Source organism: Patescibacteria group bacterium, from assembly GCA_041659905.1.
GTDB lineage: Bacteria > Patescibacteriota > Kazan-3B-28 > Kazan-3B-28 > UBA10110 > UBA10110.
Genome location: JBAZXK010000002.1, coordinates 91,395 through 115,407, shown reverse-complemented (window position 1 = coordinate 115,407; position 24,013 = coordinate 91,395). Strand labels below are relative to the sequence as shown.

Sequence of the window (24,013 nt, the reverse complement as noted above, 5' to 3'; positions counted from 1 at the left end):
ATTAAGTATACATCAATATTCATCACCTGTCAACTCCTATATTAAAAATGTGTTGTAAGACGGAAAATATTGACAATCTAAGCCATTTTCACTATCATCTAAAGACGATTATCGTACTTTGAGTTGCGCATCAGCGCTAAAGGATAGTGATTAAATATGGGATCAGAATTAGAGCCAGACCTCCAGAACTGGGCCGAAAGAATAAAGCAGCTCGCGGTGGAACATCCTTTGCAGATTATCTCCTGGGAGGCGACCAGGAGATGCAATCTCTGTTGTGTCCATTGTGGATCGCCCAGCGAGGATAGTAATCTAATCGAAGAGCTTACTACCGAAGAGGTGGTTAATGCTTTTGACCAAATTGCTGCGGATTTTGACATGGATAAATTCCATCACATCAATATCACCGGGGGAGAACCCTTTGTCAGGTCAGATCTGTTGGTTATTCTGGAGCAGTTATCTCGCCATTCTTGCTATCGGAATATCGATATCCAAACCAATGGAATCTATGTGGCTGAACATCCCGGCATCTTGCCAGATCTTAAACAGCTTGGTGTGACGGGGTTGGGCGTAAGTATTGATGGATTAGAAACCACTCATAACAAATTTCGTCGCCATCCTGATGGTTTTCGAAAGGCATGGCAGGCAGCGGCGTCAGCTGTTCAAGAGGGGATGGTGGTAACAGTTTCAGTGGTAGCCCATTCCCAGAATATCGTCGAAATCCCGGAATTATTCCGAATGGTCCAGACAGAAATTCACCCCCGGTTCTTTCGGATTATGACTATCGATTCCATTGGCCGAGCAGAGCTGGACCGCGAGTATTTGCTTTCGGATGAACAAATCGCCCAAGTTATTGAGTTTCTGAAAAAGCAATTTATGCAGAATTTCGAAACTTATGCGGATCCGTCGGCAACGATGGTGGAGCTGGGATGTGGCGGTTGGCTGGGATGCGAGTTGGAAGGAACCTTCCGTCCGTATTTCTTTCATTGTATTGCCGGACTCAATAATCTTGGGATACTGCATGACGGCAAGCTGGCCTCCTGCAGTAATATTTCCCGCGAGTTTGTCCAGGGTGATCTTCGCCAAGAGCGCATCAAAGATGTCTGGGACAATCGGTATCAGAAATTCAGGGTTTTTGACTGGAAAAAGACAGGTCCTTGCGTTGATTGTTCTGAATGGCCTTATTGCCATGGGGGGCCGATGCACAAAAGAAAGCTGGATGGAGAGCTTCTAGAGTGTCTATATCAGCGGTTCTATTCTGTCCGAAGGAGGTGACGGAAATGCCCTCTGCTCTTTTGGAAGCTCGCCGGCGCATGTTGAGATGGCCTAACCCCGTAGAGGTTGTCAATAATATGTATGGGTGCCATCCAGGTGATCCGGAAAGCGAAGAAAGCGCCGACAACCCGGAGGGGTACTTTGCAACCACCTTCGGTAATCTCGGCAATAGCTAGCCAAGACAACTTGGTCAAGCTGGCCCTCGCTTATTATTGAGCGAGGGTTTTTTAATTGGATGCTTGTTATTTCTGGCCCCTCGGCGGAGTTTACCCTGAGCGAAGCCGAATGGGCTCGGGGTCACTTTTGACAGACAGGACAGAAGTGGGCGGAGCGGCCGCCGATGCGGATACTTTTAACCACGCCACACTTATGCGGGCAGGGGAGACCTCTGCGGCCATAAACTTTTAGGTAGTTTTGCATCCGGCCGGGCAACCCTTCGGCGTTTTTGTAATTGGCGATACTGGTGCCGGCATGTTTAATACCCAACCCTAATACTTTTTTAATAGCCGAGGCCAATTTCTTGGTTTCCGGTTTGGTAATGGTTTTGCCTTTGCGGTCCGGGCGGATGCCAGCCATAAATAAAGCCTCGTCGGAATAGATATTTCCCACCCCGGTAACTAAAGATTGATCCATAATCGTAGATTTGATTGGGCTGTTGGGATGTCTTTGGATGGCTTGCCATAAAACATCTGGATTAAACGAACGGCTCAACGGCTCAACCCCTAATTTGCTGATAAATTTGTCTTTTTCGATGTCACGGGTAGGCACCAACTTAACCCAGCCGAATTTCCGCTGGTCGTTGAAATATAATGTGCCCTTGGATAGTTCAAAAATCACTCGCGTGTGACTCGACGGCATTTCCTCCGCAAAATCTTTCGTCGGATGCCCCAAGTTTAGTCTTTTCTTGTCATCCCGACCGGAGCCTTGCCTAGGGTGGGCGGAGTGGAGGGATCTCGGCACATAAATCAACTGCCCCGTCATCTTGAGATGAATCAGTAAGGTGTAGTCTTTACTCAAATTAACAATAATGCCTTTCCCGCGGCGGGAGAGCGAGTGAATGGTAAGACCAAAAACACCAGTCGGTTTTTTAATTTTAGGAGACCACAAAAAGCTTCGCGCATTTTTGATGTCGATATTCTTAATCTTCTGCCCGACAATATGTCGGGTGAGCCCCTTAACCACTGTTTCTACTTCTGGCAATTCTGGCATGATGTGTCTAGGTAGATAAGAATATGCGTGCTTTTTTAATTGGGATTTGGTTGATGATGACATTTTCCATACTTACCATATTGTCTGGGTCAGTCACCCGTAGGGTAGAGGTAATATTTTTAACAAGAGGACTGGAAGGGTCCAATGTTACAACCCGGCTAATAGTTGACAGATCCTCTGTAGAAAGAGTCGTGCTTAACGCTGTCACATATGTAGTTAAATAATCTTTGTATGCATCAGGCTGCTTTTTAGACAAATATGGACTTACCAATAAATCCCAGTTTTCAGTGCTGTCTTCTTTGTTTAGTAACATAAACAAAGCAATGCTGTCTTGCTTTTTTGCAAGCCTGTCCTTCAAAAGTAATTTTAGTGATTCTACCAGCGAGTTTTCAGCCATTTTATTATATTAATTACTGATACCAACAAAACACCGACGTCTTTTTTTGTTTTATGCATCAATGTGTATCTCATTTCTGGTTGCCACCCAGTAGCGATTGACCAATCTACAAACAGAGATTGGTTGTTTTGAGTATTACTAAGAGCTATTTCCTGCTCCAACCCAGATAATTTTAATAGAACACTAAAATCATGCGTGGCGAACAGGCTTTTGAATATGCCAGTTACGGGGTAATCAGATATTTGCAGTAATTTACATATTCGGGCTTTTAATGCTATCTCTATGGCATACCCAGATAAATATGTGGCGCCATCGAACCTATTGGCCTTGTAGAGAGCCTTTGCATCGTCTAGTCGTTCGTCTGCTAATCTTTTTAAGTCACAATATTGCATCGGACTTTACATGTTAACAGATTTAGTATTTCCCCAGGAGGGGCCGGCTTCGACATTGGCGATCACCGGAACATCCAATTTATAAATATTCTCCATCACGGTTTTAGTGAGTTTTGCTACCTTTTCGACGTCTTTTTGGGGTACTTCCAGCACTAATTCGTCATGAATTTGTAAAAGCAGTTTAGATTTGGGGCTAACCCGGGGCAGGTTTTTATCCAACTCGATCATCGCCGCTTTCAAAATATCCGCGGCAGTGCCTTGGATTGGCATATTGATGGCAGCTCGCTGGGCGGCATTGCGCACTGCCATAATCCCAGAGGAAAGTTCGGGAATTTCGCGTTTTCTACCAAATAATGTTTCCACATAACCTTGTTGCTGGGCAAACGCCACAATATCTTTCATATATTTCTTAATGCCGGGATGAAGATCAAAATATTTCCGGATATATTCGCTAGCTTCGCCAAAACCCATCCCGGTATTGGCAGCCAAACCATGGGGGCTGATGCCATAAATCAAACCAAAATTTATCACCTTGGCATCACGGCGTTGTTGTTTAGTTACCTCATCTATGGTGACACCGTTAATTTCGGCTGCCACCCGGGAGTGAATATCCTCATTATTATTGAATGACTCAATCATCCGGGTATCTTTAGCTAGCGATGCGACAATACGGAGCTCAATCTGCGAATAATCCGCCGAAATTAAAGCATATCCCTTAGGCGCAATAAAAGCTTTGCGGATTTCGGCGCCCAACTCTGAGCGAATCGGGATATTTTGCATATTCGGATTAGACGAACTCAAGCGACCAGTCGAAGTATCTTGCGCATAGGTGGTATGGATGCGATTGTCTTTATCTACTAAGGTAGGCAGTGTTTCTAGATAGGTATTACGGATTTTTTCCAGCGCCCGATATTGCAAAATAAATTTAATGATCGGGCTATGCTCGGCTAATTTTTCTAATTCGCCCACAGCCGTGGAATAACCGGTTTTCTTCTTTTTAATATCCGTGGTCGGGAGTTTTAATTTTTTAAATAAAATCTCACCCAGCTGGGCAGGGGAGTTAATATTAAATTCTTTTCCCGCTTTTTTATAAATAGTCTGGGTGAGTTCGGCGAGTTCTTTGGTAATTTTTTTGTTTAATTTTTGGATAAAATCGACATCTAGTAAAATGCCATTTTTCTCCATCTGGCGGAGGATGGGGTCCAAGTCGCGATCTAATTTTTCGGTGTAGCTTAGCTTATTTTTTAAATCAGCGAATGGACGCGAACCGTCCGTCTGCCTGGTGTCCGCCATCCGTCGACCGGCGGAGGCGGGAGTCTCAAAAAAAGATGATTGCCTCCCGGCAGTTAGGGTGCCCTCCGGGATTCTTGCCACCAAACTCCTAAACCCAAGCTTAAAAAACAGATCTTTTACCTTATTGGCATCGAATTCGACTGCCTCAGCGCGTTTAAGATCCAATTTAATCGGAATATCCAACAAAATGGTGGCTAAACTCTTGCTTTGAATGGCGCTGGCCTTGTGTTTAGTCAGGAGTTCCTTGGTTTTCTCGGGTAATTTATCTAAATTCTGATAGATTTTATCAATCGTGTCATATTCGGCTAATAACTTTTTGGCAGTAACTTCGCCGATGCCGGGGACGCCGGGAATGTTGTCGGAGGGATCGCCCCGGAGCCCTTTAAAATCTATCACTTGCGAGGGCTTCATCCCCTTAACTTTCTCCACCTCGGCAGGATCGTAAATCACAATATCAGAAAAGCCTTTGCGCGGAGCATAGACAAAAGTATGATTGTTGACCAACTGCAAAGCGTCCATATCGCCAGTGGCAATATATGTGTCGATGGTATCAGGGGCCTGATGGGATAATGTGCCGACAATGTCGTCCGCCTCAAACCCGTCTTTAGTAAACAAGGGAATATTAAAGGTTTCTAATAGTTCTTGCACACGCGGGATTTGATCGTAAAGTTCCTGCGGGGCTTTAATGCGGGTAGCCTTGTATTCTTTGTATTCCGTATGTCGGAAGGTCGGGGCGGAGGTGTCAAAAGCCACGGCAATGTAATCCGGTTTGAGTTTGGTAAAGATGTTGAGTAGCATCACGGCAAAACCGTAAACCGCTCCGGTAGGCTCCCCGGTAGGGGAAGTAAGATTAGCCTGGGCCAAAGCATGAAAAGCCCGGTGCACCAGAGCATTTCCATCGACCAAGACTAATTTTTTGCGTCCTTGTGCCATATCTTAATTATAGTTGATTTAAGAAACAACAGAGAACCGCTGCCAACCCTAGTGAATGAATCCAATTATTTACCATTGTTTACTATAATATTAACGGTATCACAGTACGTACTGTGATACCGTAACATAACTGCATCTCCATCTGTTCTATTCTATCGGATTCGCTCTTTTTTGTAATAAATAAACAGAGCCGGGCGGCTCTGCTATTACAGAGGTACTAATGCTTTTAGAGGAGGCTGTATATTGTGGCTAATCGCCGTCTTCCTTGGTTCCATTGAATAATGGGGAAGAAGAAACTTTTTTCTTTTTCTTATCGGCAGGGTCTTTAGGTTTCTTGCCGGGGCCAAAGTTTCTCGGCGAATCCTTGGGGTCACATATTCTTTTGCCGAAAATAAGAGGATCATCTTCAGTAGGATCAGCCCCGTAATCTTTGTGCAAGGTCATTATTAGACCTCCTTCTGTAAAATGTGCAATAGCTCATATTTTAATTATACTAATAAAAAGCACGCGTTCCTGACGGAACGCGTTAGTGCTTCAAAGCTTACTGCATAGGTACAAATGTGCAAATCGATCACTTTGCCGGATGTTGACTTATCCGCTACCGCAACCGCCACAGCAGTCTTTCTTTTCGGTTGGTGGATCGCCGTCACCTTCGATCTGGGTGACAGGAGTGTCGCCGCCTTCGACTTTTTCGCCGTCGCTGGTCTGGCCAGGTGTGTCTTCCTGGGGTGGTTCTTCAATTTTTTCAGCGCCTGTTTCGCCGTCGCCGGGAGGTGGTCCGCCAGGGGGAGGGGGAGCTTCGCCGATCTGGTCCGTTTCTTTTTCCACGGGTTCCTTCAGGTCTTTTTCTGGTGTGTCGTTGCCGCACATAGAGCGACTCCTTGTATGTTGTTGAGATGCGCAATGCTGCCTAGGGGCAGGGATTTTTACTTTACCACAGCCATTTTTCCTGTCAATAAACAACAGCGTACGTATTGCGCGCTGTTGTTATTAACCAATTCTCGATAATTGGGCTTACCTTAAGGAGTAAGAGATGGTGACAGTAGAGGTAACGGAAAGAGAGCCTTGTTCCACGCCGGGACCACCACCTCCGCCCATACCATCCATGAGACGAGGATTATTACTATCGGCGGAAGTGTCTTCTTGGATAGAGATAACTCGGCCCAATTTAGTGTTGTTTAAGGTGACTAATTGAATGGCCATGTCTTTGGCGGCGGCAATCGCTTTCTCGCGAGCCTCGTTTTTAACGTCTGCCGGATCTTCGATAGTAAATTGGATTTGGCTGATATCCGTGGCGCCAGAATTACCTAGAGTTTGCAAGATCGGATCCACCATATCTAATTTACGCATCGTCAACCGCAAGAAGTGGTAAGTGCTGTAACCGCTCAGGGTCGGTTTTTGGGAAGGGGAGTAAATATAATCAGGATTAATGTTGTAATTGATGGTTTGAATGTCTTCGGCATTGATTTCGAAAGGCGCCAGATCGTTTTTGATTTTAGCGATCGCATCGGCATTCATTTTTTGGGAAGTGGCCAAATTGCGAGCAGTGCTGCGGACGCCGAAATCAATTTTAGCCACATCCGGGACCGAGTAAGCCGTGCCAGTACCGCTGACGGTAATAGAGCGGGGTTGTCCTAGGCCAAACCAATTTCCGGCCAAAGCCAACACAATACTTACCAAGGTAATTACAAACATCATCGCAAAAATAGCTATCGGGAAAGGATGAACGGGCTTAGGCGGGATCAGCGGGAGCAGAGGAACCGGTTGGGGAGCTGCTGCCGGGAGATTAAAAATAGAGGCCGGAGGCGGGGTCACCGGAGGAATAACGGGTTTTGGCATAACTGGAGGCGGGGTAGGGGCGGTGTATGGCAAAGGCTGGTCCCACGGAGTCGGCCGGGTCGGAGGGGTGACTGGGTTCAAATTCTCATCAAATTCCATAATTCTCCTCAGAATTAACTCATAAACAGCTTATTATTACATACTTTGGAGAATTTGTTGAACTACCTCACGTTCGTGATAGGGGATTTTTTTATCGCCCCGCACGATTACAGTTTGAGCGCCCATGGCCAGCAATAGAATTAAATCATTAGCCTCGGCGTGAGTGAGGGCGTGTTGAACGGCAGATTTGCGTTCCAAAATAATATGCAGATTTTTCCCTTCAGTAAATTTATGTTTATCAATTCCAGGTAAGAGCTCTTTGATGATTTGTAAAGCATCTTCGGAGCCGGGGTCTTCTTCGGTTAAAACAATTTCATCGGCGAATTGAGAAGCGATTTGGCTTAAAATAGGCCGTTTAGTTTTGTCGCGGTCGCCGGTTGCGCCAAATACGGCGATAATTTTGCCGCGGGCAATGGGACGCAAGGTTTCAAAGACTTTTTGGAAACCGTCAGGGGTGTGGGCATAATCAATAACAATATCTAATCCCTGGGTATTAGGCACGTATTCCATCCGGCCAGGTACTTGCCAGGCACTTTCAATGCCTTGCTGAATCACCTGGATATCAAGGTCCAGCGCAAAGGCACTGCTTGCCGCTGCCAGGGCATTAAACACATTAAACCGTCCCGGCAGATGCAATTTGACATCGATGCTTCCCTTGGGCGTATTGAGGGTAAAGTAGGTGTGTTGTCTGCCTTCATGAATGTTGTTGGCCCACAGCATGGTATCGGGAGCCGGGGGAGTATCAACTTTATCTACGGCAAAGTAATATTTTTGGTCAGCCGGAAACCGATCAAAGTAAGCCGCATTCGGATCGTTTAAATTAACAACGGAAATCTTGGGCATACCGGGTTTGCGTAAATTGCTGACAAGTTCACGGAAAAGTTTGCTTTTAGCAGCTTTATAATTTTCGAAAGTTTTATGATAATCCAAATGATCATGCGTAATATTGGTAAAAATTGCCATATCGTAGAAAATACCCCAAGTGCGGTGTTGCGCCAAAGCATGAGAAGTAGTTTCGACAATAGCGTAGTCGCATTTATTGTTGGCCATTTGCCGGAGCAACCCCTGCAGGGCAAACGGGCTTAAGGTGGTCATTTTGGTTTCATTGACCCATTTTTTACTCCCAGTCCAGATATTTACAGTAGTAGCCATGCCGACGCGGGCGCCGCTAGCCTCCAAAATATGCGCTAAGATATTGGCCGTAGTAGTTTTGCCGTTGGTACCGGTAATGCCGATCACGCGCATTTTAGTGGAAGGAAAACCATAAACAGAGGCAGCGGTAATGCCTTGAGTGCGATGGTAGGCATCGTATAACCAAGGCATGCTGTATAACACGGAGCGCAATAATTTCTTCACTTTTTTAAACATATTTTTTGTAAGTCAATAGCTGATATAGTTTAAACCAAGGTTTGTTGAGAGGCAATTCTAAGTTGCCCAGATAAGTAGTGGGATTGCCGCCAAAACCTAGTTTGAATCGGGTGATTCCGGCCCAGGCGGAGTTGTGAGCCAAATTGATGCCGCCCAAATCATAGACAGTACAATCCCTTTTTTTAGCGGCTTTGATAATTTCCCAATGCAATAAATAAGGGGCTTGTTTCTCTCTGGTTTGATTGCTGGAAGCGCCATGCAAGTAACTTGCCACTGGTCCAAACCAAGAAACCAGCGCAGCCGCCAGAGGAATCTCCTGGTCGTAGGCAATAAACAAAGACAAAGCGTTTTGCGCGCCCAAAATGGCTAATTGTTGATGATAATAATTGTCAGGATGAGGAGTAAAGCGGTCTCGGAGAGCCGTTTCATGCATTAACTGATTAAAAATCGCGATGTCTTTGGGTTGAGTAGTTTCCCGAACAGTAATTTCTTTCTTTTCTGCCAAGCGGATGTTATAGCGAGTTTTTGGTTTCATTTGCATTAATAGATTGATCGAGCGCGAGCTGATGTCTAACCAAAGACTGGTTTTGGGTTGAGTTGATTTAGGGGACAGTACAAATCCGAGTGATTTATAAATAGATAATGAGGTCGTGTCGTCTGGGGGGAGCGGGGGGTCAGTGCGAAATAAAAGAATTTTTTCTGATGCAGCCAAGCTGTGAATCTTTTCAATGATTAACTTCATAGCTTGATGTTGCTGATGGGCGGGCAGAGTTTTATTTAGCAGAAGTGCCCGCGGCGAATAAAAAATATGCCGGCCAAAACGCAAGGGTAGTTTAATGATCAACAACTGCGCAATAGTTTGCCCTTGATCGGCCACCCCTAACCGCCAGATCTTATTTCCGAGAGATTTCTGAAATTCACCCCATTGCCAGCTTTGCAAGAGGTTAGCTTCGGGGTGTTGCAAGACAAAGTAATCCCAGCTTTTGGGCTCCAAGCCCTGATTAACGTGTAATTCCATATCCTTATTATACGCGATGGATTTTCTTATCTGTTTTGGTCATTCCAACCTACTTTTTGTCATTCCGGACTTGATCCGGAATCTAGGCCTTTTCTTCCCGTCATCCTGAACTTGTTTCAGGATCTCTAGAAATCATTTTTATGTTACCTTTCCAGAAAGGTAACGCCAAAGCTCCGGGCAGTCGTTTTTGCTGCGGTTCTAATAAAATATGGCTTTCCGTTCTCGCCGGTATAACCGGCTTCACAGCGCCAATTTTATTGAACCGTAACGCTCAAACTCCAATGCCCGGGTTGCAGACAAAAAATACATCCCTTCTTCAATGGCCGGTTTAAGGGACAAAAACCAACGGCTCAATGGGGTTGAGCCGTTGAAATCATAGTTCTTCTGTCCACATTTTTGCTCTCTGGGTGTGGTATATTTTAAATATGTTAATTCTTGGGATTGAAACTAGTTGTGACGACACCGGGGTGGCGTTAGTGCAAGACGGCAAAAAATTATTAGGGTCTTTGGTGGCCTCCCAGGTGAAATTGCATAGTAAATTTGGCGGAGTGGTCCCCGAAGTGGCCTCCCGAAAGCATCTGGAAGTAATCTTAGAGTTAATCGATCAATTATTGATTAAAGCTAAAGTTAAGCGCGATCAAATTGATGCGCTGGCCGTCACCTCTGGTCCGGGATTACTGGGTTCTTTACTCATAGGCATTAACACTGCCAAAACTCTCTCCTATCTTTGGCAAAAACCGTTGATTGAAGTGGATCATTTGATTGGACATATATATAGTAATTGGATAACTAATAGTATTCCTGAGAAATGGCCGATATTAGCGCTGATTGTGAGCGGAGGACATACGGAACTAGTTTTAATGAAAGATTTTAATAAATTTCAGAGCATCGGAGGGACGCGGGATGACGCCGCGGGGGAAGCTTTCGACAAAGCTGCTAAAATTATGGGATTGGGGTACCCGGGCGGGCCGGCCATAGCCGCCGAGGCAGCTAAATTAAAAAGTAAAAATGAAACTCTTCGACAAAGTTCAGGGCATGAATTAAAAAAGGGAACAGAGAAAATAACATTGCCCCGACCAATGTTAGATGATGGTTTAGAAATGAGTTTCTCGGGACTCAAGACGGCTCTGTTAAAACTAGTAGGCAAATATAATCGGACAGAGTTAGCGCATGAATTTCAAGCAGCTGTAGTAGGGGTGCTAGCAATTAAAGTTGATCGGGCGATTAAAAAATATCACCCAACTACGCTAATTCTGGCCGGAGGGGTGGCAGCCAATCAGACTTTGCGGGAAAGGTTAAGTCGAGTTGCTTTGACTAATCAAATAAATTATTTTGTGCCGGAGATGAAGTACTGTATGGATAATGCGGCAATGGTGGCTCTGGCAGCGTATTTTTTACGTCGGCAGAAAAACAACCTCTGGTATAATGTAAAAGTCAAAACTAACAGCCTCCTGGCACTTCATGGCTAAAGAAATTCCTAAAATTTTTGAGCATCAAAAAGTTGAGCCCGAACTCTATCAGAAATGGGAGCAATCAGGTTTATTTACTCCCAAAATCGATCCCCAGAAAAAACCCTATACGATTATTATGCCGCCCCCGAACGCTTATGACCAACTTCATATCGGCCATGCTTTGTTTGTGGCCATCGAGGATATTATGGTGCGCTATCATCGCCTCAAGGGAGAGCCCACGCTGTGGCTGCCCGGAGCTGACCATGCCGCTTTGGCTAGCCAGATTTTCTTTGAAAAGATTTTGAAAGAAGAAAAAGGACTGACTAAATACGATTTAGGGCGGGAAGAGTTTGTGAAACAATTAGGCGAGCATATTAATGCCAACCGCGAGCTGATGGAAAATCAATTGCGGCGGTTGGGAGCCAGTTGCGATTGGACGCGTAAGAAATTTACTTTAGACGAGGATGTGAGCTATGCTGTGCGCTACACTTTTAAAAAGATGTTTGATGACGGCCTGTTATATCAGGGGGAACGGGCGGTCAACTGGTGTCCGAGATGCGAAACTTTTTTGTCGGATCTGGAAGTCGACCACAAAGAGAGCGCCGGGCAGCTCACTTACATTAAATATCCGATTAAGGGTGAGGTTGATAAATATATTACCGTGGCGACAACTCGGCCGGAAACCATGTTAGGCGACACCGCTGTGGCGGTAAACCCAGAGGATAAGAGATTCAAAGAGCTGGTAGGCAAAACGGTTATTCTACCTCTCATGGATCGGGAGATCCCGATCATTGCAGATGAATATGTGGCAATGGAATTTGGTACTGGCGCCGTTAAAATCACTCCCGCCCATGATTTAAACGATTTTGAAATCGGCCAGCGGCATAATTTACCGATTATTTCCGTGATCGGACCTGACCTAAAAATGACAGTGGCTGCGGGTAAGTTTAAAGGCCTTAAAACTAAAGCTGCTGCCACTGCGATTGTAGAAGAATTGCAAACTCAAGGATTGATTGAAAAGATTGAGCCATACAAACACGCTGTCAGTATTTGCGAGCGGTGTAAATCCGCACTCGAGCCTTTGCTCTCTAAGCAATGGTTTGTCAAAATTAAACCTCTGGCCGATCCCGCCATCAAAGCTGTGGAAACTGGAGAAATTAAATTTATTCCGGAACATTTCCAGAAGGTTTATATGAATTGGATGGAAAATATCCACGATTGGAATATCAGCCGGCAACTCTGGTGGGGGCATCGCATCCCGGTTTATTATTGCCAAAATAATCCTGAACACTTTGTGGTAAGCGTGGATCCTGTCGATAACTGCCCCGACTGCGGCGGAGCTACTCAGCAAGATGAAGATACGCTGGATACTTGGTTTTCTTCTGGCCTGTGGCCCTGCACTACTTTAGGTTGGCCGAAAGAAACTGCCGATTTTAAGTATTTTTATCCCACCACCATGATGGAAACCGCTTACGACATTATCTTCTTTTGGGTGGCGCGCATGATTATGATGGGAATTTATTGCACCGGGAAAATACCGTTTGAATATGTTTATTTTAACGGCCTAGTGCGAGATAAGCACGGAGTTAAAATCTCTCGCTCCAAGGGGAATGTAGTGGATCCTCTAGAGATGGTGGAAAAATATGGGGCGGATGCGTTGCGGCTGGGGTTACTTGCCGGCATGGCACCCGGCAACGACAGTATGGTGTCAGAAGAAAAAATTCGGGGTTACCGTAATTTTGCTAACAAAATCTGGAATGCAGCCCGGTTTATTCAGATGAGCGCCGGTGCAGAAGTTGATTTGAATCAGATTAAACTAAACCCAGAAGATGTTAAAACCATTCAAGAATTTAAGGCTGTGACCAAGGAAGCCACTGGGCATATGGATAAATACCGCTTTGCCCAAGCGGGGGAATTACTGTATGAATATTTTTGGCATCAGTTTTGCGATAAATACATTGAATCGGCTAAAGCTCGGCTCAAAACTGACCAATCGGCGGAAGCCACCTTGCATTATATTCTAAAAAACTGCCTCGTGATGTTGCACCCGTTCGTGCCATTTGTGACGGAAGCAGTTTGGCAAAATCTGTACTCCGGGCTATTGCTGGGAGAGAAATGGCCGCTTGACTGAAACCGGCTTAGCAATTTTTAAATATCCTCCCGAAGGAAACGACATCAATACCCAAGTCTTAGTCTCGGCCACAATCTCGCCGTGATAATTATTGATGTAATTGGTTAAAGCATCTGGCGAATCCAAGGGAGCATAGCTCAAACTAGTTTGCAGCCAATCGGTTTCTTCGCCGGTAGATTTTTTGTAACTACGAAAAGTTTCACTGTCGGCAAATATTACCACCACATTATCATTTAGTTCATACCAAGCCCGGCCGCCGGTGGCGTAAGCCTCCGACAGGGGGGTGCCCGATTTGGGAATGACATCACCGATAAATGGTTGATCGATGGTCGGGATAGTAGGGCTAACAATTACGGCGCTGGGGTTAGTATTATCGGGTGTGGTTGGTAAAGGAGTAGTGGCTACTGTGTAAACCGCCGAACGAGCATCCTTACTAAAACTAATTAGTTTGTCTGGGATAGTTGAAATATCAGAAATAAAAACTATTTCGTCTGCCGGGGCAGTAATAATAGCTTCTTTTTTGTTAGCCGGATCAAAAAAAGATAATAACAATTCGCTTTGTGTGGGTTCTAAGGCATTTTCAGAATAGGCGGCGGAATTGGCTGTTTTTAAAGTTGGCAATAACTCGGCGTAAATAAGTCCGAGGACTAAGAAAGCGGCAATCAAGTTTTGGATTCTAGGCATCAAATAAGAGGTTAATGGCTAAGCGCCACTTCACCTCCTACCCTGATTAAGATTATACCACAAAACTAGTCAGTTGTCAGCGGTAAGAGAAAATTAAATTGTGTCTTGGCCGGTAATTCGATTGACTTCTTCCAGGCTGGTAATACCTTGCAGAACCTTTATGATGCCATCCTGTTTCAGGGTAATCATGCCGTTAGCCATAGCCAGTTTTTTAATTTCTCCGACAGTGGCGCCGGCGAGAACAGCTTTAACCAAAGCCTCGTTAGTTTGCAGTATTTCAAAAATTCCTAAAATACCTTTGTAACCTAAACCATGGCACTGGTCGCAGGTCTTGGCTTTGTCAGGATTAGAACGTTTCAGAGTTGTGGGAATAGTTGGTTTGTCGATACCAGCAGGGAGGCTGTTCATTTCTTGCTGTAATTCTTGGAGTTCTTCGGAAGAAGGGGAATATTCTTCGGCACATTTACTACAGAGGCGCCGAACTAATCTCTGGGCGATGATAGCCAAAATAGCTTCAATGAAATAACCCGGTTTTAAACCGAGATCAGCTAGTCTAGGGATAGCTCCGGCCGCATCGTTAGTGTGGAGGGTAGATAGAACCAAATGGCCAGTGAGAGAAGCATTGATCGCGATATTGGCGGTATCGGCATCGCGAATTTCTCCCACTAGAATGACGTCCGGATCTTGACGCAGGATAGCGCGGAGGCCATTGGCAAAAGTGTAATCTTCATCCGGATTGACTTGGCTTTGAGTGATCCCAGCTAATTTATATTCGATCGGGTCTTCAATGGTAATAATCTTTTTGCCGGGAGCGTTAATTTTATCCAAAATAGCATATAAGGTGGTGGTTTTACCTGAACCAGTCGGGCCTGTGTTCAGAATCAGCCCATTGGGTTGCTGAATAACTCGTTCGATAATTTCAGCGTTAGGGCCAACCAAGCCAAGTTTATCCAGAGTAATAAATTTACCTTTCTGAGGCAGTAACCGTAAAACAGCCGATTCACCGTAAGCGGTCGGCAAAATAGAAACACGAACATCATAACTAGTCTCGCCGGCCTCGAAGCTGAAGCGTCCGTCCTGAGCCGATTCCCGGATATTTAATTTAAGGTCAGCTAACAACTTGATTCGGTTGATGACGCTGTTTAACAAGTTAATATTTAGATCGGCCATATCTTGCAGGACACTATCAATGCGAAAGCGCAGGTGCACAGCAGTTTTAGTTGGTTCAATATGGATATCAGAAGCATCGTAAAGCGTAGCCGCTCCTAAAATGGTGTCTAGGGTTTGCGTGGTGCTGGCAGCTGTTTGGAGCGAAGCAGTCGGAATGTTTAATTCTTTAAGGAGTTGAGCGTTAGCGGTTTGTTCAGCGGCAGTGATCTTGATCCCGGCTTGATCGATGGTTTTGGGTACGAACTCGTCGTAAACCGATATGAGATATTCCAAGCTAGTTTTCGAAACCATTACCGGGATAAAATTATATTCGCTTTGTTTTTTTAAGGTTTCCAAGGCTTGTATAGTGGCAGGATCAGCTAAGTTGCTCACGGCCAGATGCACATCCTGACCGTCCTTTTTAAAAGCAAACACGTGGCCAGTTTCTACTAAAGATTTGGGAATAATATGCACTGCGCCAGGATCAGGCTGATAGCGAACCAAATTGTAATAAGGCACGCCAAATTTTTTAGCTAGCATTTGGGTAGCGCGTTCCTCTTCTTTCCGGTTAATGTTTTTAATTAACTTGCGGATTAAGGGAGTGTCGCCGGATGGTTTATCGCTTGGATTTGGTGATGGATTAATTGCCATAATTTTAACTAGTAACTGGTTTGATAGTAATAAAAGAAAAATCAGTTTGCATTTGGGTTTCGGTTTTGATCTTGGCGTAGTTGGTGGTGAGACTGAGGGCATTAGTTGGGTCTTGCCAGACAACAGCTTCGAAATAAATTTCTACAATCGTAGAGGGATAACTCGGAGTCGGGGGGTAGATATTTAGATTCAATCCATTCGTTAACCAAGCAGAATCAGGCAGAGGGTTATGGATACCATTCACGTAATAATAATTTCTAGTTCCCTCGCTATCAGGCACATACCGCAGGCTTTTGCCGAGTTGATCGGTGATAACGCAGGGTAGGGCGTCGGTGGGGTGGTTGCTGGTCAGGCTAGCATAGATATGGAATCTAACCTGGTCGCCGATACGGGCTGTAGTATGATGCGTCCAGTCAGTTTCTCCTAAGGTTTGGTTGAGCACATTTTTAAGGAAATTATCGATCACTAAACGATAAACCGGGGCAGCAGCAGGCCCCCAGCCTCCCCAAATTTCTATGGATTGACCGAGAGTCGGATCAACTGGGACGGAATCAACTGAGTCAATAATACCGTCGCCATCGGTGTCCGGATTGTCGCACTGGGTACCCAGGGCTTCCTCCAGACTATTAATTAATCTATCCAGATCAGGATCGGCGTTAGCGTCTCTACAGGCATTTTCCGGAGTATCGCTAAAAGCGTTTAGGTGGTAGTTGGCATCCGGGGTCACCAAAGCCAGAGGCTGGTAATAAGTAGCATCAATTTCTTGGGCGGATTTGCTGTATTTAAATTCCGAGGAGGTGGTTTCTCTGGTGTAATTATGGGCAATGGACGCTACCGCAGCCATTCCTACTACTAAAACAACAATAATAACAAGAGGGGATTTCATTGCGGCGTGATTTGCGATTTATAAACATCCAAGAGCAAGTTTAGTTCCTCTGGATTAGATTTAATAATATTATCTTCGAGTTCTGAACGCACAATATTGATAGCCGCGTGGTTATTGCCGGCAAAGATTAAACCTTCACCCACGGGAGCGCCCAATAGAATATATTTTTCTCCTTCCGTGAGATTAAAAGTTTCGGATACAATCTCGATGGAAGCGGGGGATTGGCGCAACAGTAGCTGCAAAGACGAGTTGGTCACGATAGCTTTGCCATAAGTAGTGTTTAAGAAATCCTCAACATCCTGAGTGATGGTGGTTAGCCCCAAAGAATATTTCCGAGAACGTTTGGCAATACTGTAAACAAACTTGGCCGAATCTTCATACTGCATCATTACCCAGGCCTCATCAATGACTAGCAATCGCTTCCGTTTTTCAAATCGAATGCGGTTCCAAATATAATTCAGGACCATATACATAGCGATGGGGCGCAGGCTGTCTTCCAAGTCGCGGATATTAAATACCACCAAGCCTTTAGTTAGATCAAAGTTAGTGGGTTGGTTAAGCAGGCCGGCAAATGTACCAGTCACATATTTATCCAGTCTTTGGGCCAAACTAGTGGTTCCCTCCATATTCTTCAGGATATTATAGAGATCGGTCATGGTGGGAGGAGGATTTTTTTGAGTTTTGACGTCGGTGGTGATATCGCGCAGAGCGTAGGACTCGCGGATGGCCCGATCCATGATGGCATCCTCTTCGGGGGTGAGTTCGCCTAGCATTAAGTTCATCAATCCTAATATAGTGATAATAGCCGTCCGCAAGTTTTGTTCGCCGTCGGCATTCGGGCCTAAATCTGGCAAGTCAAAGGGGTTAATCCGGCGTTCCGAGTTTAAACTCAAAGATAAATAGCTCCCGCCCACTGATTTAGCCAAAGATTTATATTCGTCTTCCGGATCGATCACAAATACATCAATGCCAGTCATCAAACTACGGAGGATCTCTAATTTGATCGCGTAGCTTTTCCCTCCGCCTGATTTAGCAAAGACGACCGTGTTAGGATTCTCTAGTTTAAACCGATCAAATAGAATCAAGCTGTTGTTGTGTTGGTTAACTCCGTAAAGGATCCCTTCGTTGGTGGTTAAGTTGGCAGACACGAAAGGAAAACTGGCAGCTAAAGATGAACTGGTCATATTGCGGAGGACTTTTAATTCATCCTGCTTGATAGGTAAAGAAGAAATAAATCCCTCACTGACCTGCATAATCGCCGGTTTGGTATAAATAAGCTGTCCGCTGAGGGCAGTTTCGATGCGGCCAGCCGCTATATCTAGTTCCTCTTGGCTTTTAGCGTAAAGAGTGAAGTAAAGAGCGCAATGGAAGAATTTTTCCAATCCGCGTTGGAGATTATCGCGCAATTCCTCCGCATCTTGGTAGGCGATTTCCAATTCGGGATCGCGCACAGCGCCTTTTTCTTCATTTAAGCGCAAACTCGATTCCATTTCGGCGACCTTGCGTTTTAACATTCCGGCGATCTCCGCATTATCTACCGGGTAAACATGCATGGAGATGTCAAAACTCATATCGAAATTAATAATCGAAGACATCCAGTTAGTTTCTATATATTGAGGGTAGGTCAAGACAAATAAAGTTTTGACATAAAAACTATTCAAGGTGAGATAATTCGGCTTGATGAGTAAAGCGGCAGGGGCAATCAAGTCTTTAATAGAAGCCAAGCCGCGCTCAAATAGTTCTTCCGCGACTTTTTCTGAATCCAAGATTTTAACTTTGTTTTTCCCCCACATATTATTTTTTCTCCTGACTTAAAGCAGTGATGACATCCGCATCCACATGACTGATATTAAACAGTTTTTGCCGGCGGGCAATATCTGGGTTATAAGTAGCGTAAAAAAGATCGATCAGTTCTTTAGTATTCAATAAGACGGAATTGATTCCCAGCGGAGAGAGGCCATTAGCCACCATATTAGCTTTAGTCAGCAATTCGCTCTTGGATTCCTTGAATTTACTGGCGGGAGTAATGGCTTGCTTGTGAAAGAGGCGATAGAAAAATCCCTGACCCAGTTCCGCACCGCTGTCTTGAGAGATAACAATATAAAATGTTTTACTCATAATGTTGGTCAAACCGATCAACTGCTGGACAAATTGGATGTATTCCATGGTTTGGAATTGCAGCAATTCATTGTCTTGTTTTTGTCCCATGGTTTCCAGATTTTTCAAGTAGCTATCTAAATCAAGAATGCGGGATTGGATGACGATCTGCATAGGAAAATCCAAAGAATTCAAAAAGCCCCTGTAGGACTCCACCAGCGCAGTCTGTTCATCACTAGATTTAAGGTTAAAGTTAATGGCATTGACCATTAAAACAGCCCGCAGGGATCCATTGGGCATGACGATAGCGCCTTCCTTAATTTCTTTGAAAGGCAAGTACTTCTGCGTACTGTGGCTAATGTTTTTAGTCTTCATTTTTTTAGAGATCAGTTTTCTCTAGAATATCTTCTACGCCCAATTCATTTTCTGTCGCTTCAGGGGTGGAAACTGTCGCGGGTTGGATCGTACTGACTTCATGAGTAGTTGCAGTTTGTTCCGCATTCATTTTACCACCGGTATCGAGAATATTAGCTAATCTTTCCAATTCACTTTTGGATATAGCTTCTTCTTCAGCGGCTGCCGCACTAGAATCAACAGCAGCCACTTTGATCTTCTCTTCCCGAATAGTATTATCTTTTTTCCAGAGGCGTTGTTTGGGGGAAGCGAGATATCCCAGCCAGCTATTAACGAAAACAATAAAAGGCCGACCGTTGATTTTAACAAAGGCTAAAGCTATAGCTAGAACCACTGCCACCAGAGAAATAATTATAAATTCGTGAAAGAAGAGATAGCCTAAATTATAGTACTGGTAGGTGACAAACACAGCTGCCGCTCCCCCCAAAACATATAAAAATTGTTTTAAGGTCAGGGGACCCACCAGCTTGTCTTCGATGTCTACATTTTGAGGAATTTTTGTCGCCATGGGATTTAAGGTTTAGGTGGATTATTTTCTTGGTCTGGATTGATGCCTTCTCGACGAAGTTGTTTTTTCATTTCTTCCGGCGTCTTTTCATGGGTGCGGAAAATATCTTCCATGGTGCGCTTGGCTGCATTGATCACCGGCCGGGTTTTAGATGGTTTAGGTTGAGCAGGTGTGGAAGGTGTTTCTTCCGGTGCGAAAGATTCATAGACTTCTTCTTCCATCGGTTCTTCGCTGGCTATCCCTCCTGCTACCTGAGTTGCTTCAGGAGTAGGCGAGGCAGTTGTTCCAGTAGGAGCTGACGCGGCGGCTGTGCCGGTGGTTCTGGTTTTTAATTTAGCGACGAGTTCGTTCAATCCGGTTCTGATCTCCTCAGGGGAAGCTTTATCTCCGCCAGCCGGAGATTTAATATGACTAAGGGCATTGAGGCGAACTTGGATATCATTAGCCGTCATGCCCTCTCCGCCTGCGCTGGCACTAGAGAGCGCTTTTTTCAGAGCCTGTTGTTCGTCGGTCTTAAGTCCAGCTGCTGTCATCATTGTTTCGGCTGCAGCGGTATCACCAGAATCTAGTAAGAATTTGATTGGCTCAATTTCTAGTTTTTCCGAATCAATGAAACGTTCAATCTTAATGGCAGCAGTTAAGCTAAGCTTATCCAAGGCCGATGCCTCAGTTAATTTCCCTGCTTCTTGATTCTTTAAAATTTCTGGAATAACTTTCCCTAAACTACTTTTTGGATACTTCTTAGATATAGTTGGAGAGAGTTTATCAGGATCAAAGTTTTTACTGCGGAGAACTGCTTGTACATCCGGCCTGGCTAGACCAGCACTGGCTTCCGCTGCCTCTTCCGGGTTGCGACCTCGCTTTACCCGGTTCATATTTTTGGCATTTTGGATGACATCCGCCGCTGTCGCACCCGGTTTAAGGATCTTACCCAACATGTTTGCCACCGGTTTCATTTCTTCGATCGGGGCCTCTTTAACCGAGGTGTTAGCCAACCAGTCTAATTGATCCTGTTTCTTGTCGATAGAGTTGGCATGGTTACGGATGCTGATATTTTTGTCTTTTTTGAAATCGTCTTTCTCTTTTGAAGAAAGATCATCCCAATTCATACCGCTAGTTATTTTGCTAAAATTCTGTTTTAATTTAGAGAGCTGGTCGCTGGTAGTATTTAATCTCGCCTTACCCATGTCGATATTTCTTTCGGCGGTAGTCCGGGCAATTTCACCTTTGGGGTTAAGAGTTTTAGCAATTAACCAAGGCACGCTACCTATAGTATGACCGCCGGCGCTTAAGGTTTGGCGCTTAGCTTCTAAGGCTCTCCCAGTTTTAGTTCCCAAGGCCAGTTTATAGCCCATACCGAACTGAGCAGCTGTAGACTTACCTAGCGCATTTTTGCCAGTCAGAGTTTCCGTGATTGGTTTAGAAACAGCTTTGTAGCCTTGCATAGGGGAGCTGCCCACAAATCCGCTCAAAGGCGTCGCTCCGCCCGGCTTGATATATTCCGGAATCTTACCGGCAAAATATAAAATAGTGATGCCGATAAATAGCGGGCCCAGTTGTCCTGCGGGCATATCGTGGATCAAGGCGCTGTTTTTGATCAGGTTGTTGATCGTAGTCGCATCCAGAGCAGGTTCAGAGGTTGTCCAAATATGTATGGCAGCAAAGATAGCAGTTTGTATTAGCGGGAAGATAATAATCCATTTCAAAACATTTTCTGCCCATTTGCTGGATAATTTTTGAGTAAATGATAAGGGGAGTAAATCAGCGGCAAAAGCCAAAGGGGCCGATACGGTTAGAATAAATAACCAAAAGGTTCTTTCTAGTAAAATTAAAGTTATTTTTAAGAAGACCCAGAAAATGATGATCAATAAAATAAAACTAGCCACTGCCGGTCCAGTGCTGGCGTTATCGTTAGAGAATACCGAAATTACTCCTTCGCCAAGGTTGCCAAAAAAATTACCCACGCCGCTCCAAAATCCGGTGCCGTTGCCTAAGGTGCCCAGATCGCTAATAAAGAGCACGGCAGCATCTGTAGATATGTCAAACAAAGCTGCAAATCCTTGAGTGAATAAATTGCCTATACTGACAAAAGCCCGAATGATGGCTAAACTTAAATTAGCCAGCAATACGGCGGGGATTAATTTGGTTAGCACCACCTTGATGTTGTAGACATTGGCATTGGTGCCGATAATGATATTAATAATCGAATAAACTAGAGCGATAATGAAAATAGAGTTAGCCGCCAACATGCAGAGGTTCCAAATTCGTGTAATCAGAACTGAGGTGGATCCAAAGTCAGGCAATCCGCCCGGAAAATTAACTTGGCTAAAGTCTAGAAAATAAACTGGATTCTCTAAAAGAGGCTTGAGTAGTTGAAGAATGAAAGGCATCAAACCGGTATAAATAGCTTCAGCCAGGGTTTGGATCATTTCTACCATCGAAGAAGTCAACCCCGCTTGAGCCGGTTGGGCTAAACTCCAGACTTGCCAGCCGACCAGAGTTAATAGGAGAAGGAGAAATAGTTTTTGTTTTAGTTTCATCGCCCAGGTTCTTTTATATTCTTATTGTTTCATTATATCACAATTCTTCTATTTGGTCAACCCCAGATGTCCAGAATGACCGCAGAGGGGGTAATATCACCTAACAGTATTTACAAATCAACCAATATATGATATAATTTAACTAAAGACCTTCAATAATATAGATGGCAGAAGAACAAAACCAAAATAGTTCCGTTAATACCAACCAAAGCCCTGCGGGGGGATTGCCGGATGATTTGCAGGTGCCGGTAAACTCTCCAGCGCCGCAGTTTGTCCCGCGTAAAGATGTAGGAAATCAGCTGCTTTCCAAGGCTGCCCCTGCTTTACCGATCGATAATTCTCTGAATGTACCAACAACTAAACCAATGCGGCCTCGGCGGGGGAGGCGATGGTTGAATTGGGTAATCGGAGCGGTAGTGCTGGCGCTTTTGGCGGGCACGGCCTATGTCGTCTTGCCGCTGCTAGATTTTCAGCGCGGAACTTTAGCCTTAACTTTTGATCCCGGGAATGTGCGGGTGACTATTGATAACAAGTTTCAGAAAGATTCGGTTAACTCTTTAACCATCAAATTGAAAGCCGGCTCGCATAATTTGTTAGTAGCTAAAGATGGTTACGTTGATTTTGAACAAGACATTGATCTGACTAGTAAAGAAATTATCACTTTGACCGTTGTGCTGCATGCGGTGCCAACTATTGAAAAACTAATCGACGAACCGGTCAGCTGGCCGAGTATCACCAATAATGGGCGGGCGCTCGCATTTGTTAATGCGGCCGGAGGTTTTGAAGTATTAGAGATAGCGACTTTAACCCGAGCCCCTTTATTTAAAGGTAATTTCATTAATTTAAAAAAAGTGGTCTGGTCAACCGTGGAGAGCAATGCCTTAGTTCGGCTCATTGGCCAACTGCGCTTGCCAAACGCGATTGATAACTCTAATGTGCGGGGAAGATTTATTCCGCTCGGGGAACGCCCCGCCCAAGGTGCTCTGCAAGATAATGGGATTAGTGCCTGGTCATTTAAAAGTACGCAAATCAACGCTATCGGTTGGCAGCCGATTCTATTAAATGGGAATGTGCGGGATCTAAGCTTCTCGCCGGAAGGTGACAACATAATTTATTTTTACGAAACCGCCAATGGTGAGAAGTCCGTGGTGTTGGCGCAGGCGGATGGCACGGAATGGGAACGCTTGCAGAGCGGGCTTAATTTTAATGACCCTACATTAACTTGGCTGAATAATGATCGCTATGTCCTGTGGGCAGATGATACGGTGGGAACTGATAAAATTTTTGATCTCGTGGAAAAGGAGTTTATGGAAATTATGCCCGATCGGGTCAAGCAAACATTTTGGAGCAACTCGCCGGAAGGGAATCGGATTGCCTACTGGGCGAATGTTGGAGGAATGCAACAATTATCGATCTGGAATATTGCCGAACAGAAGGTCGAGAAAGTCTTTGATCGTCCGATCAGCACTTTTACTTGGCGCTCAGAAGATCAGTTGATCGTTGGGTTGCCTGACGGTTCGCTCTGGCGCTGGTATCTAGATGGTAAAGAACGCCCGATCCAATTTTTGAGCGCAGTCGGCCAAATGCAAATTAATAAACTGCTGTTCAGTGCCGTTATCAATAAATTATTTATTATTAGTAGCGATAACAAGGTGCTTAGTTTAGATTTAATTGTTTAAGCA

At 44.8% G+C, this 24,013-nt stretch carries 21 protein-coding genes; 5 read left to right on the top strand and 16 right to left on the bottom strand.

Features of this window, described 5'->3' with window-relative positions; all coding sequences use genetic code 11:
* Positions 1–156 precede the first annotated feature (156 nt).
* Together WC805_02445 and WC805_02440 are read left to right on the top strand one after the other, a co-directional pair.
* The gene (locus tag WC805_02445; protein ID MFA5967348.1) at positions 157–1,272 is read left to right on the top strand and encodes a radical SAM protein; all 1,116 of its coding nucleotides are present in this window, start codon (positions 157–159) and stop codon (positions 1,270–1,272) included.
* 5 nt (positions 1,273–1,277) lie between these two features.
* The gene (locus WC805_02440; protein MFA5967347.1) at positions 1,278–1,448 is read left to right on the top strand and encodes a hypothetical protein; all 171 of its coding nucleotides are present in this window, start codon (positions 1,278–1,280) and stop codon (positions 1,446–1,448) included.
* 121 nt (positions 1,449–1,569) lie between these two features.
* Here the strand turns inward: WC805_02440 and mutM are convergent, their stop codons facing one another.
* The 9 genes from mutM to WC805_02395 form a co-directional block, all read right to left on the bottom strand.
* Complete coding sequence (mutM, locus tag WC805_02435; GenBank protein MFA5967346.1) at positions 1,570–2,544, bottom strand: bifunctional DNA-formamidopyrimidine glycosylase/DNA-(apurinic or apyrimidinic site) lyase; 975 nt, start codon at positions 2,542–2,544, stop codon at positions 1,570–1,572.
* The gene (locus WC805_02430) at positions 2,489–2,878 is read right to left on the bottom strand and encodes a hypothetical protein (protein ID MFA5967345.1); all 390 of its coding nucleotides are present in this window, start codon (positions 2,876–2,878) and stop codon (positions 2,489–2,491) included. Before WC805_02430 ends, mutM begins: the two co-directional genes overlap by 56 nt.
* Entirely contained in the window at positions 2,857–3,270 is a 414-nt protein-coding gene (locus tag WC805_02425) for a HEPN domain-containing protein (GenBank protein MFA5967344.1), read from the bottom strand. Before WC805_02425 ends, WC805_02430 begins: the two co-directional genes overlap by 22 nt.
* Positions 3,271–3,276: 6 nt before the next feature.
* On the bottom strand, positions 3,277–5,496 hold the full coding sequence (locus WC805_02420; protein MFA5967343.1) for a DNA polymerase I: 2,220 nt from the start codon (positions 5,494–5,496) through the stop codon (positions 3,277–3,279).
* A 249-nt stretch (positions 5,497–5,745) separates the two neighbouring features.
* Positions 5,746–5,940, bottom strand: a complete 195-nt coding sequence (locus WC805_02415) for a hypothetical protein (GenBank protein MFA5967342.1) — start codon at positions 5,938–5,940, stop codon at positions 5,746–5,748.
* A gap of 147 nt (positions 5,941–6,087) precedes the next feature.
* On the bottom strand, positions 6,088–6,366 hold the full coding sequence (locus WC805_02410; protein MFA5967341.1) for a hypothetical protein: 279 nt from the start codon (positions 6,364–6,366) through the stop codon (positions 6,088–6,090).
* 144 nt (positions 6,367–6,510) lie between these two features.
* Positions 6,511–7,434, bottom strand: a complete 924-nt coding sequence (locus WC805_02405; protein ID MFA5967340.1) for an SIMPL domain-containing protein — start codon at positions 7,432–7,434, stop codon at positions 6,511–6,513.
* Positions 7,435–7,470: 36 nt separating this feature from the next.
* Positions 7,471–8,802: a UDP-N-acetylmuramoyl-L-alanyl-D-glutamate--2,6-diaminopimelate ligase gene (locus tag WC805_02400; GenBank protein ID MFA5967339.1), complete on the bottom strand. Its 1,332-nt coding sequence runs from the start codon at positions 8,800–8,802 to the stop codon at positions 7,471–7,473.
* Positions 8,795–9,820: a peptidoglycan bridge formation glycyltransferase FemA/FemB family protein gene (locus tag WC805_02395; GenBank protein ID MFA5967338.1), complete on the bottom strand. Its 1,026-nt coding sequence runs from the start codon at positions 9,818–9,820 to the stop codon at positions 8,795–8,797. The genes WC805_02400 and WC805_02395 overlap by 8 nt, the downstream gene beginning before the upstream one ends.
* 425 nt (positions 9,821–10,245) lie before the next feature.
* Between WC805_02395 and tsaD the strand changes: the two genes are divergently transcribed.
* Together tsaD and WC805_02385 are read left to right on the top strand one after the other, a co-directional pair.
* Positions 10,246–11,289 (top strand): tRNA (adenosine(37)-N6)-threonylcarbamoyltransferase complex transferase subunit TsaD, encoded by a 1,044-nt coding sequence (gene tsaD, locus WC805_02390; protein ID MFA5967337.1) that lies wholly within the window; start codon positions 10,246–10,248, stop codon positions 11,287–11,289.
* On the top strand, positions 11,282–13,402 hold the full coding sequence (locus WC805_02385) for a valine--tRNA ligase (protein ID MFA5967336.1): 2,121 nt from the start codon (positions 11,282–11,284) through the stop codon (positions 13,400–13,402). Before tsaD ends, WC805_02385 begins: the two co-directional genes overlap by 8 nt.
* Here the strand turns inward: WC805_02385 and WC805_02380 are convergent.
* From WC805_02380 to WC805_02350, 7 genes are all read right to left on the bottom strand, one after another.
* Positions 13,370–14,086 carry a hypothetical protein gene (locus WC805_02380; GenBank protein MFA5967335.1) on the bottom strand — a complete coding sequence of 239 codons (717 nt, stop codon included), beginning with the start codon at positions 14,084–14,086 and terminating at the stop codon, positions 13,370–13,372. The genes WC805_02385 and WC805_02380 overlap by 33 nt on opposite strands.
* Before the next feature lie 93 nt (positions 14,087–14,179).
* The gene (locus WC805_02375; protein MFA5967334.1) at positions 14,180–15,886 is read right to left on the bottom strand and encodes a GspE/PulE family protein; all 1,707 of its coding nucleotides are present in this window, start codon (positions 15,884–15,886) and stop codon (positions 14,180–14,182) included.
* A gap of 4 nt (positions 15,887–15,890) precedes the next feature.
* On the bottom strand, positions 15,891–16,772 hold the full coding sequence (locus WC805_02370) for a hypothetical protein (protein ID MFA5967333.1): 882 nt from the start codon (positions 16,770–16,772) through the stop codon (positions 15,891–15,893).
* On the bottom strand, positions 16,769–18,565 hold the full coding sequence (locus WC805_02365) for an ATP-binding protein (protein ID MFA5967332.1): 1,797 nt from the start codon (positions 18,563–18,565) through the stop codon (positions 16,769–16,771). Before WC805_02365 ends, WC805_02370 begins: the two co-directional genes overlap by 4 nt.
* Before the next feature lies 1 nt (position 18,566).
* Complete coding sequence (locus WC805_02360) at positions 18,567–19,244, bottom strand: hypothetical protein (protein MFA5967331.1); 678 nt, start codon at positions 19,242–19,244, stop codon at positions 18,567–18,569.
* A 4-nt stretch (positions 19,245–19,248) separates the two neighbouring features.
* Positions 19,249–19,791 (bottom strand): PrgI family protein, encoded by a 543-nt coding sequence (locus WC805_02355; GenBank protein MFA5967330.1) that lies wholly within the window; start codon positions 19,789–19,791, stop codon positions 19,249–19,251.
* 5 nt (positions 19,792–19,796) lie between these two features.
* Complete coding sequence (locus tag WC805_02350) at positions 19,797–22,331, bottom strand: hypothetical protein (GenBank protein ID MFA5967329.1); 2,535 nt, start codon at positions 22,329–22,331, stop codon at positions 19,797–19,799.
* Positions 22,332–22,495: 164 nt separating this feature from the next.
* On the opposite strand from WC805_02350, the gene WC805_02345 reads away from it, so the two are divergent.
* Positions 22,496–24,010: a PEGA domain-containing protein gene (locus tag WC805_02345; protein ID MFA5967328.1), complete on the top strand. Its 1,515-nt coding sequence runs from the start codon at positions 22,496–22,498 to the stop codon at positions 24,008–24,010.
* Positions 24,011–24,013: the final 3 nt, after the last annotated feature.